Genomic DNA, 11,155 nt, shown 5'->3' with positions numbered 1-11,155 from the left:
TGGCGGTTCCCGGGCCCAAGCACGCGGTGCTGGCCCAGGTGAACCAGAGCGACCTCGCCTTCCTGCGCGAGCGCTGCCGCGCGGTGGACGCGGAGCTGTGGGTGGAAGGTCGCACGCTGAAGGCGAAGGCCCGAGGCAGTCGCTCCAGCGGGGCGCCCCTGAAGCTGGGACGCGGCAACGAGCTGATGTCCTTCACGGTACTGGCGGACCTGGCGGGCCAGCGCTCCTCGGTGACGGTGGGCGGGTGGAACGTGACGGAGAAGGACGCCATCGCGAGCGAGGCCGGCCCGTCCGTGCTGGGCGCGGAGCTGGGGAGCGACGAGAGCGGCGCGAGCCTGCTTGCCTCGAAGCTGGCCGAGCGGAAGGAGGCCGTGGTGCACGCGGCGCCCTTGAGCGTTCCGGAGGCCCAGGCGCGCGCGGACGCGCACTTCCGTCAGCAGGCGCGGCGCTTCGTGGTGGGGCGCGGCACGGCGCAGACGGACGCGAAGCTGCGCGTGGGGACGCGCGTGGAGCTGACGGGCCTGGGGCCGCTGTTCAGCGGCAAGTACCACCTGTCCGAGGTGAAGCACCTGTTCGACGGCGCGCGCGGCCTTCGCACGGAGCTGGTGGCGGAGCGCGCTGGACTGGGGAAGGCGTCATGAGCGCGGACGCGGCGTGGGAACAGGTGCTGGACGAGCGCGTCGCGGACGGCCTGGGTGGCCGCTTCTACGGTCTGTATCCGGCGCGCGTCACGGACCTCAAGGACCCGGACAGCCAGGGTCGGGTGAAGGTGCTGCTGCCCTGGGCCGCCGACGCGGCGGGCGGCGGGCGCTACGAGGCGTGGGCTCGGCTGGCCACGCTGATGGGCGGCAACAATCGCGGCTCCTGGTTCGTGCCCGACATGGATGACGAGGTGCTGGTCGGCTTCGAGGCGGGCGACCCGCGGCGCCCCTACGTGGTGGGCGCGCTGTGGAACGGGAAGGACAAGCCACCGGAGTCCATGGACGGCGCGGGCCGCAACGCGAAGAAGGTGCTGCGCTCCCGCAACGGCATCGTCATCACGCTCGACGACACGGACGGCCAGGAGACGCTCACGCTGGAGACGCCCGCTGGTCAGACGGTGACGCTCAAGGACGGGCCCGGATCCATCGAGGCGAAGGACAGCAACGGCAACTCGCTGAAGATGGAGTCCAGCGGCATCACCGTGAACGCGGCGGCCAAGGTCACCATCAACGCGAGCACGGCGGAGATCTCAGCCGGGATGCTCACCGTCAACGCGGGCATGTCCAAGTTCAGCGGCGTGGTGCAGGCGGACACGGTCATCACCAACAGCGTCGTCAGCGCGTCGTACACGCCGGGCGCGGGGAACGTGTGGTGATGGCCACGACGCTTCCACATCCCGTGCAGTGGGTGACGGCCTCGCCGCTGTGGGGCCCCGCGCCCGACAAGCTGGCGCGACTTCAGGCGCCGGGCATCCTCCAGTTCGACTCGGACCGCTTCATGGAGGAGCTGGCGGAGCGACTCCAGTCTCCCGAGCGGCCCGACCTGACGGACCTGCTGGTGACGCGCTTCAAGAGCTACCGCGAGCGCATGCCTGGCGAGCCGCCCGACGACGAGATCAACACCCCGCCCAAGCTGTACCAGCCGGCACACGGCCGCTTCTATCTGGTCGCCACCAGCCTCGTGTGCCGCCTGCCCGGCCTGCCCGACCACGTCGTGGACACCGCGCGCGGGGAGAAGGCCGCGTTCGTCCTGCGGCGCTCGATGGGTGGCGGAAAGGAAGGCGCGTGGGTGCCGGCCGCGCCGGGCAACCCCGCCGACAAGCGGCGCATCTGGAAGGAGCTGAACACGGCGGAGACGGGCGCGCTGGCGAAGGGCGAGGAGCTGCTGCCCCTCTTCCCGATGAACTTCGCCTCCGAGGGGAAGCGACGCCGGATGCTCGTGGGGCTCGTTCCCACGTCCAGTCGCGACACCTTCGAGTCCGCGGCGGCCTTCCAGGACGACGACCCGAGCACGGGGTTGGACCCGGACAAGATGCTCGCGGACGAAGCCGAGGGACAAGTCACCGCGCCCTTCGAGCAGCTCCTCGCGTACACGAAGGCGACGAGCGAGGCGGTGGCCGTCCAGAAGGAGGTGACGCGCTTCCTGCTCGTGGACTTCGCCACCTTCCTGGAGGAGCGCATCCCCGCGCTGTGGACGCTGCTGGACAAGGCGTCACCGGGGCCCACGCCCGCCGCGGGCTCGCCCCTGCGCACGCTGTTCCTGTTGCTGACGGGCAACCACCGTGTCGAGGGCAGCTCCGGGGACACGTGGCAGCAGGCGCTGCGCAAGGCGATGCAGCAGCGCACGGCCATCCTCAACGGAGGCACGGGCGGGCTCGACTACAACCTGCGGCTGTGCACCGAGGTGACGGTAGCGGCGCTGCGCTCGGCGCTGGGCGCGGCGGTGGTTGCGGGGGTGTACTCGCTACCCTCGGAGCCGGAGCCGGTGTCCAAGCTGGAGGAGCCGGGCAAGGCGCTCTACGTGATGCGCTGCGTGTACCTGAAGCCGGCGTGCGGCGCGCTGTGCCCGCCCATCGTCAGCGCGCCATCGAAGGCTTTCACCCTGGCGCCGTTCTTTGATTCGGACGCACCCGCGCGTCCGGTGCGCATCGAGCTGCCGTTGGACACCAGCATCCGCGGGCTGCGCAAGTTCAAGAAGAACGTCGGCTTCACGCTGTCGAAGGGGCTCCGCAAGCAGATGTCTCGGGTGTCGGGGTTGGAGAAGACGATGAAGGGGGAGCTCGACGACGGCCTGAGCTTCGACCTCGGAGAGCTCTGCATGTTCTCCATCCCCATCATCACGCTCTGCGCGTTCATCGTCCTGATGATCTTCTTCAGCCTGCTCAACATCATCTTCTGGTGGATGCCCTTCCTGAAAATCTGTCTGCCCAAGCCCAGGGTGGGGTGAGTCCATGGACGCCGGAAAACTCATTGGACGCGGCCTCAGCTTCCCCCCACGCGTGGGCCCGGATGGGCGCATGCAGTGGTCCGAGGGCGAGCGCAACGTGCGTGAGACCATTCAAATCATCCTCGCCACCGAGCAGCGCGAGCGATTGATGTTGCCGGAGTTCGGCGCGGGGCTCGGGCGCTTCCTGTTCGAGCCGAACACCGTCACGACGCGGCATCAAATCGCCGACCGCATCAACCGGGCCCTGGCGCAGTGGGAGCCCCGCATCGCGGTGGAGTCGGTCAGCGTGGACGCGGACCCGCAGGACGCTCGGGCCGCCACGGCGACCATCAACTACAAGCTCGTGGCCACCGGCGCACGAGAGCGGCTCAACCTGAGCGTCACGCTCGCGGGGTAACGACATCGTGCCACTCACCCTCCCGCCCATCGATGACCGCAAGTACCAGCAGCTCCTCGACGAGGCGCTGGCACGCATCCCCATCCACAACCCCGAGTGGACCAACTTCAACAAGTCCGACCCGGGCGTCACGCTGCTGGAGCTCTTCGCCTTCCTGACGGAGAGCCTGCTCTACCGCGCCAACCAGATTCCGGAGCGCAACCGGCTCAAGTTCCTCCAGCTGCTCGGCGTGCCGCTGCTGCCCGCCGCGTCCGCGCGCGGCCTCGTCGCCTTCCGCAATGAGCGCGGCGGTCCTCCCCAGTCCCTCACTCTGACCGAGGGCGTGGAGGTCCGCGCGGGACAGGTGCCCTTCCGCACCGAGCGTGGCCTGGACGTCCTGCCCGTGGAGGCCGCGTGCTTCTACAAGCGCAGCGTCGCGCCCGAGGAGCGCGTGAAGGAGTACTACCAGGAGCTCTACGCGTCCTTCACCGCCACCGCGCCGCCGCCCGCGCCGCTCAACGAGCTGCAGTTCTACGAGACGACGCCCTTCTCTCCGCGCGGCACGGAGCCGTTGGACCTCAACACCGAGACGCTGGACAAGGCGCTGTGGGTGGCGCTGCTGCTGCGGCCCTCGGACCGGAAGCTCCCTGATGCGCTGACGCGGGCCCGTGAGGAGCTGAAGGGCAAGGTGCTGACGGTGGGGCTCGCTCCCGCTGGAGGTGCCGAGGGACGGGACCTGGTCCCCAATGGACAGGCGCGGCCCGTGGGCTCGGCGGTGCTCCAGTTCCAGCTTCCCCGACTGCCCGTGGACGGCAAGCTCCCGGAGGACCCGGCGCTGCGCAACGCGAGCTGGCGCACCCTGGTCACCTCGGAGATGCCTGGCGAGCCGTCCGTGGTGGATGTCCCCCTGCCCTCTTCGCTCGCCGAGCTGGAGCTGTGGACGAACCTGGACCCGCTGGAGGCGGGCACGCGCGACTTCCCTCCCTCGCTCGACGACGAGGACCTGGAGGCGCGCGTCATCACCTGGGTGCGCATCACCGCCTCCGCGCCGGTGACGACGAAGCTCCTCTGGGCCGGCATCAACGCCGCGCCCGTGTCCCAGCGCGAGCGCGTGACGAGCGAGCTGCTGCCCACGGGCTCGGGCGAGCCGGACCAGGCGCTGAAGCTCTCGCGCGCGCCGGTGCTGCCGGGATCGGTGAAGCTGAGCGTCACGGTGAATGGCGTCACCGAGACGTGGGCGGAGATTGACGACCTGACGAGCGCGGGCCCCGAGGTGTCGGTGCCGGACCCGCGCCTGCCGCCTGGGTCCCCGCGCCCGGCGCAGACCCGCGTGAAGGTGTTCCGCCTGGATGCGGAGGCGGGCGAGCTTCGCTTCGGTGACGGTGCGCACGGCGCGCGGCCTCCGCTCGGCGCCACGCTGCGCGCGGACTATGACCACGGCGTGGGTCGCGCGGGCAACGTGGCCACGAGCACGGTGGCGAGCGGGCCCGCGCTTCCTCCCGGCATCCAGGTGGCGAACCCGCTGCCCACATGGGGCGGCTCCGACGCGGAGGGCGTTCGCGAGGGAGAGCGGCACATCTCGCGCTTCCTCCAGCACCGCGACAGGCTGGTGACGGCGCAGGACTTCGAGGCGGTGACGCTGCGCACGCCTGGAGTGGCGGTGGGCCGCGTGGATGTGCTGCCCGCGTTCCACCCCGCCCTCTCGCCCAATGAACCGGGTGACGCTCCCGGCGCGGTGACGGTGCTGGCCATTCCCCGCTCGGAGCCTGACGCGCGCGAGGCGGAGGGACCGGACACCTTCCTGGACGCGATTGCCTGTTGGCTCGCACCGCGTCGATTGGTGACGACCGAGGTCTTCGTGCGCCGTCCCCAGTACCGGCCCATCTGGGTGACGGTGGGCCTGGAGGTGGTGGCGGGCGTGTCCCAGGCGCAGGTGCGCGAGGCGGTGAAGGCGGCCCTCACCGAGTTCCTGTCACCCCTTCCTCCCGAAGATGCGGAGCTGCTGGAGCAGACGGTGTCGCTGGCGGGCGCGCATCCGGCCACCGTGGCGCAACGGGGCTGGCCGCTGCGCAAGGCGGTGGTGTCGCTGGAGCTGGCGGCGGTGGCCAGTCGCGTGGCCGGCGTGGCGCTGGTGCGCGGTGTGCGGCTGGGCCTGGCCACGGGCACTCAGCAGGACCAGATACCGATGACGGGGCTCCAGCTCCCTCGGCTGGCCGGGCTCTCCGTCGCCGTGGGTGACGCGCCTTCGCTCGACGATTTGCGCGGCACGTCCGTCACGACGACGCAGCGGCCGTTCGTCTCCGTGCCCATCGTCCCCGAGGAGTGCCGCTAGATGGATGCCAACGGCGCTCGCTTTCATCTGCTACTCGGTCGGGACGACTGGGGCCGCTGCACCTCGAAGGGCCGACTGCTCTCCGAGGCCTGGAGCGAGGCGTCCGGCACGGGCGCTGACGTCGCGTGGGACTCCTCACGCGCGGAGGTCTCCCTGCGCGCGGAGCTGTTCCGCTTCATCGCCGCGCCTCGCGATGTGCCGCCCGCGCTGGAGGACCGACGCGGTGCCGCGAAGGACCGCTACGGCAACGTCTACTGGGTGGCTAGCGATGGGCGCACGCTGAAGGTGCTCTCCAGCGGCTCACGACAGACCAGCGACTTCTGGCCCGTCACGCCCGAGGCCATCCCAGCGTCGGGCACGGGCGGGTTCGGTCCCATGGTTCCGCCCACGCCTCCCACCCCCGAGCTGCTCGGGGGCATGGCCATCAGCGGGCATCACTACCTGGTGGTGGGCACGCTCGCGCCCTCGGGGCTGCTCGTGTTCGACCTGCACTCGGGCGGCCCCCCGGTGCGTCACCTGTGGCCCGCCGGAGTGCCCTTCGCGCCATGGGACATGGCGGCCACGCCGGACGGTGGCGTGGTGGTGCTGGACCGACAGAATCGTCGTCTGTGGCGACTGGACTCGGGCTTCCGCGTGGTGCGCACCGGCGTGGATGACGTGCTCTCCGCGTCGCGCGTGGAGTCGTTCCAGCCCCTGGCCGGAGGACCGACGCGCACGATTCCCGCCGTCACCTTCCCGCGCCCCGTGACACTGGATGCGTCGACGCCCGTCGCCGCGCAGGACCCCATCTCCGTGGAGGTGCTGCCGGACGGTCGCGTGCTGGTGTTGGACCGAGGCACCGAGGACAGCCGCCTGCTGGTGTACCGCGACGGTGTCCTCGAAGGTGCTCCGGTGCCACTGGAGGTGGATGGCCTGCTCGGGAACGCCAGCCCAGCGTCGACGTATGTCCTGGTGGCGCACGACATGGCGCTGCTCCCCGCCGAGTCGGACGGCTCCGTGGGCCGCGTCGTCGTCGTGGGACGGGACGGCAACCAGGCCTTCGCCTTCGAGCTGCTCGCCACCGAAGCAGGCCCGCTCATCGCGGTGGCCCAGCCGGAGTACCTGCCGCTGCGCCTCTTCGGGGGCAAGGCGCTCATCGCCTCGGACGGTCAGGCCCTCTACGACTTCGCTGACACGTTCATCCCGCTCGTCGCGCAGCGGCGCCCGCGCTACGTGGCCGAGGGCACGCTGCGCACGCCCGTGCTCGATGGGCGCACACCCGACTGCGTGTGGCATCGCCTGCTGCTGGATGCGTCCCTGCCCCCAGGAGCGCGCCTCGTGGTGCGCAGCCGCGCGGCCAATGAGCGCTCGGACCTGGAGGCCCTGCCCTTCAGCGAGGAGCCCACGCTCCACAAGCGCGGAGATGGCTCCGAGCTTCCCTTCACCACGACGGCGCGAGGAGACCACCGAGGCACCTTCGAGGTGCTCTTCCAGCGCGCCAAGGGCCGCTATGCGCAGGTGGAGCTGACCTTCCAAGGTGGCGGGGCCGCGACGCCGCGCGTCCACGCGATGCGCGCGTGGTACCCGCGCTTCTCCTACGCGGAGCAATACCTCCCGGGCCTGTACCGACAGGACCCGGAGTCGGCCAGCTTCCTGGACCGCTTCCTCGCGAACCCCGAGGGCCTGCTCACCCCACTGGAAGACCGCATCGCCGCCGCACAGGTCCTCTTCGACGCGAGGAGCGCGCCGCCCGAGGCCCTCGAGTGGCTGGCCTCCTGGTTCGGCGTGGCGCTGGACCCGGCCTGGGACGAGACGCGGCGCCGCCTCTTCCTGCGCCACACGCTGGACTTCTTCCAGTGGCGAGGCACGCCGCGCGGCCTGCGCATGGCGCTGCGCGTGGCCCTGGATGACTGCCCCGACGACTCCATCTTCACCGACGACACCGAGCCGACGCGCGCCCGCTACCGCATCGTCGAGCGCTTCCGCACCGCGCGCACCCCGTTCCTCTTCGCGACGGAGCCCTCCGAGGCGGGCGGCATCCGCATCCAGCCCGCCGCCACGTCGCGCCGCTGGGAGCCATCCCAGGGACTCGCGCGGCTGCTGGAGCGCTATCAAGCCGCCCTGACGGACGCGGGGGTGACGGCGCCGACGGATGCGCTCCCCTTGCGCGAGCCCACCCAGGCCCCGGTGGCCACGGTGTGGCGAGCCTTCACGCAAGAGGCGCTGGGCTTCATCCCGGCCGCCACGGCCGCGAGCGCGCCGCGCTGGAGCGACTTCCTCACGCGACGCTACCGGACGGTGCAGGCCCTGAACGCGGCGCACGGCACCACGCTGTCGGACTTCACGCAGGCCACGTTGCCAGTGACGCTGCCCGAGGACGGACCGGCGCAGTCGGACTGGTACCACTTCGAGACGGTGGTGCTGCCAGTGCGCGCGGCGGCACATCGCTTCACGGTGGTGCTGCCCGTGCCGCGAGGCAGCGCGGCGCAGGAGCAGCGCGCGCGACAAGAGCAGGCGATGCGGGTGGTGGCGGTAGAGAAGCCGGCCCACACCGTGTTCGACGTGAAGTTCTACTGGGACATGTTCCGCGTCGGCGAAGCCCGCCTGGGCGTGGACACCCTGGTCGATCTGGGCAGCCGTGCCCCCGAGCTGATGCCCGCCATGCGGCTCGGACGCGAATACCTGGCGGAAAGCCATCTGGCCCCGAGACCACCCCAGGACGCCGCTGACCGGCGAATCCTGGGGCGGGACTTGCTCGGGCGCCGTGAGACCCACGGGAGCGACATCCAATGAGCACCTTCACTTCCACGTCAGTGCAGCGCGCGCCGGCCGACCCGACCAAACACGTCAACTACGTGCTCGGCATGGTGCTGGGCGTGGACGACTTCACCCAGGAGTTCGCCTACCTCTCCGAGAGGGACAGGTGGCTCGCGCGCGACCTGCTCGGCTACGGCACCGCCTGGGGCCTCGCCGTCAGTCATGGCACCGGCACGCGGGGCCCGGAGGTGCGCGTCACCCCCGGCGTGGCGCTGACGCCGCGAGGACAGCTGGTCCGCGTGACGCCCACCCAGTGCGCCGCCATCAACGACTGGCTGCTCGCGCGCGGCACGGAGGTGGATGCGTACCTGCGCCCAGGCAACCGGCTGACGGTGCACGTGGTGCTCCGCCACCGCGACTGCCAGACCGACCCCGTCCCCGTGCCGGGAGAGCCGTGCCGCACCGAGGACGACACCACCGCGCCGTCGCGAGTGACGGACGACTTCCACCTGGAGCTGGCGCTCCGGCCGCCCCCGCCTCCGCTCGAGGAGAACGCGGTGCGCGACTTCGTGCGCTGGCTGCGGCGGAACATGAACGTGGTCTCCTCCACGCCCACGCCCACCACGCTGGAGCAGTTCGTCACCCTGCTGCGCGGCTCCGTCGTCCCCTCGTCGCCGGTGTCACCGGTGGACGACTACGTGCTGGACGACCCGCCGGGCGGACCGCTGCCGGTGCTGGAGACGGACGTGGAGTCCTTCCTGCGCGAGGCGTCGCGGCTGTGGGTGACGGAGCTGCGGCCCCTGTGGCGGACGAACTGGCTGGGCGAGTCCCAGGGCTGCACCCAGCCGGTGTCGGCCGCGCCGGAGTCGGAGGTGGACGGCGTCCTGCTGGCCGCGGTGGACCTGCCGCTGGTGCGCGAGCTGGGCACCGGCCCGTGGAAGGTGGACGCGGCGGGCACGAAAAGGGTGGACGAGGCGCAGCGGCCCTACCTGCTGCACCAGCGCATGCTCCAGGAGTGGCTGCTGGCGGGGCTCGCTCGTGACGCTTCGGCGGTGCACCGTCCGGATGACCTGCCGCCCTACTCCATCGTCGCGTCGGGGATGATTCCCATCGACGAGACCTCCGCCGACGTCGGGTACAACGGCTTGAAGGTGACGAAGGTGGAAGTCGGGCTCGTGACGCTGAGCTTCAACGGCTACTCGCACCAGCCGGACCAGTGGCGCTACGTGGTCAAGACGACGCTGGTGGAGCCACAGAACGGCCTGGTGACGCAGCCCTCGCTCAGCTTCGTGCGCGCGGACACGGACGGGCTGCTGCTGAAGGTGCGGGACAAGGACGCGTTGGTCCCCCTCCTCGCCCTGCGCAAGCTGGGTCTCATCGTGGAGGTGAGCCAGTACGCCGTCCCCGCGAAGAAGAAGTCGTCCGGTGGCGACGCGAAGCCGAAGGCCGGCGTGAGCCCTGGCACGGAAGGCACGAGGTAGGCCATGCGCATCGACCTGGACACCGCGTTCCTCGAGGACGGCATCCGCTCGACGAACTTCTTCAACGGCCGGCTGCTGTCCGCCGAGGACTTGAGTCAGGAGCAGACCGCCCACGAGGCGGCCCTGGGACGACACGTGCGAGCCATGGGCGAAGGTGTCGCCCACGGGCTCACCGTGTCCATCGCCCCGGGCAGCACCGTGTCCTCGCCGCTCGTCACGGTGACGGCGGGGCTGGCGCTGAGCCGCGCCGGCCACGCGCTGGAGCTGCTCCAACCGGTGGAGGTCTCGCTGGTGCGAGGCCCCTCCAACAGCGGCAGTGGCGCGACGGCCACCGCCACGGGCGGCTTCGAGACGTGCTCGCCGGGCAGCAGCGACTACGTGTCCGGCACGGGCGTGTACCTGCTGGTCCTCTCGCCCGCCTCCGGCCGCGAGGGGCGCGCGCCCGTCAGTGGACTGGGTGGCAATCCCTCCTCCGGCTGCGAGGCGAAGCGGCGGGTGGAGGGCGTGCGCTTCCGGCTGTTGGATTTGAAGCTGACCGCGGCCCAGCTCTCGGATGAAGCACACCTGCGCAGCCGGGTGGCGCACCTGTGCCTGGGCTCGTCGGACGCGGCGAGCCGCGCGTGGATGGTGAATCCCTTCGGGCCGGCGAACCCGCCCTATGGCCTCATCGACAAGCTGCGGCCCACGGCGCTGACGTCGTGTGACGTGCCGCTGGCGGTGGTGCACTGGAAGGCGGGCGTGGGGCTGCGCTGGGTGGACGCCTGGTCCGCGCGACGCCGGCCCGCGCGCGTGGCCACGCCGGAGCGCTGGGGCCTGGGACTCGAGGACCGCCGCGCCACGGAAGGCGAGGCGAGCTTCCTCCAGTTCCAGGAGCACCTGGACACGCTGCGCACCGGGACACCGGAGACGGTGCGCGCGCTGGACCACTTCGTGGCGCTGCCCGCGGTGGGCCTGTTGCCGCTGGAGGGCATGACGGGCGCGCGGGGCTTCACGTACACGAAGTTCTTCGACGGGCTCACCTATCCCCCCGAGGCGCCGGTCCACGTGGAGGGTTCGCGGCTGCAAGCCCTCTTGAGGATGTCGCTGGCGTACCCGCCGGTGGACCTGGTCCGCAAGGAGCCCTTCCTGTGGCTGTACCTGGTCCACGAGAACCAGCTCGCGCAGAGCGACCCGAGCGGCCCAAGACCCCAGCCCTATCTCGTCTTCGCCAGTGGCTACCTGCCCTACCTGGGCGATGCGCGGTCCGACGCCGCGCACTGGCACTTCGGCAACTACGCGCTGCCCCGCTGACCTTTCCACCTT

At 71.1% G+C, this 11,155-nt stretch carries 8 protein-coding genes; all 8 read left to right on the top strand.

Annotated features, from left to right (window positions below; genetic code table 11):
- The coding region (locus tag ACN469_RS37365) for a phage late control D family protein (RefSeq protein WP_498776115.1) at positions 1-641 on the top strand (641 nt) is incomplete at its 5' end.
- Positions 638-1,357, top strand: a complete 720-nt coding sequence (locus ACN469_RS37360) for a phage baseplate assembly protein V (RefSeq protein ID WP_498776113.1) — start codon at positions 638-640, stop codon at positions 1,355-1,357. The genes ACN469_RS37365 and ACN469_RS37360, both read left to right, overlap by 4 nt.
- Positions 1,357-2,928, top strand: coding sequence for a hypothetical protein (locus ACN469_RS37355; RefSeq protein ID WP_498776111.1), 1,572 nt, complete (start codon positions 1,357-1,359; stop codon positions 2,926-2,928). The genes ACN469_RS37360 and ACN469_RS37355 overlap by 1 nt, the downstream gene beginning before the upstream one ends.
- A 70-nt stretch (positions 2,929-2,998) precedes the next feature.
- On the top strand, positions 2,999-3,325 hold the full coding sequence (locus ACN469_RS37350; protein ID WP_498776109.1) for a GPW/gp25 family protein: 327 nt from the start codon (positions 2,999-3,001) through the stop codon (positions 3,323-3,325).
- A 7-nt stretch (positions 3,326-3,332) separates the two neighbouring features.
- Positions 3,333-5,636, top strand: a complete 2,304-nt coding sequence (locus tag ACN469_RS37345; RefSeq protein ID WP_498776107.1) for a baseplate J/gp47 family protein — start codon at positions 3,333-3,335, stop codon at positions 5,634-5,636.
- The gene (locus ACN469_RS37340; RefSeq protein ID WP_498776105.1) at positions 5,637-8,408 is read left to right on the top strand and encodes a phage tail protein; all 2,772 of its coding nucleotides are present in this window, start codon (positions 5,637-5,639) and stop codon (positions 8,406-8,408) included.
- Positions 8,405-9,853: a hypothetical protein gene (locus ACN469_RS37335; protein ID WP_498776104.1), complete on the top strand. Its 1,449-nt coding sequence runs from the start codon at positions 8,405-8,407 to the stop codon at positions 9,851-9,853. Before ACN469_RS37340 ends, ACN469_RS37335 begins: the two co-directional genes overlap by 4 nt.
- 3 nt (positions 9,854-9,856) lie before the next feature.
- A complete protein-coding gene (locus ACN469_RS37330; RefSeq protein ID WP_498776102.1) occupies positions 9,857-11,143 on the top strand; it encodes a hypothetical protein in 1,287 nt (428 codons plus the stop codon).
- Positions 11,144-11,155 lie beyond the last annotated feature (12 nt).

Source organism: Corallococcus terminator (genome assembly GCF_049194865.1).
GTDB lineage: Bacteria > Myxococcota > Myxococcia > Myxococcales > Myxococcaceae > Myxococcus > Myxococcus terminator_A.
The sequence above is the reverse complement of the archived record's forward strand: the minus strand, read 5'-3'. Positions and strand labels throughout refer to the sequence as shown.

Excerpts from the sequence above, each read along its gene's own strand:
- ACN469_RS37360 (WP_498776113.1), top strand. The coding sequence starts at position 638 with ATGAGCGCGGACGCGGCGTGGGAACAGGTGCTGGACGAGCGCGTCGCG.
- ACN469_RS37355 (WP_498776111.1), top strand. The coding sequence starts at position 1,357 with ATGGCCACGACGCTTCCACATCCCGTGCAGTGGGTGACGGCCTCGCCG.
- ACN469_RS37350 (WP_498776109.1), top strand. The coding sequence starts at position 2,999 with ATGCAGTGGTCCGAGGGCGAGCGCAACGTGCGTGAGACCATTCAAATC.
- ACN469_RS37340 (WP_498776105.1), top strand. The coding sequence starts at position 5,637 with ATGGATGCCAACGGCGCTCGCTTTCATCTGCTACTCGGTCGGGACGAC.
- ACN469_RS37335 (WP_498776104.1), top strand. The coding sequence starts at position 8,405 with ATGAGCACCTTCACTTCCACGTCAGTGCAGCGCGCGCCGGCCGACCCG.
- ACN469_RS37330 (WP_498776102.1), top strand. The coding sequence starts at position 9,857 with ATGCGCATCGACCTGGACACCGCGTTCCTCGAGGACGGCATCCGCTCG.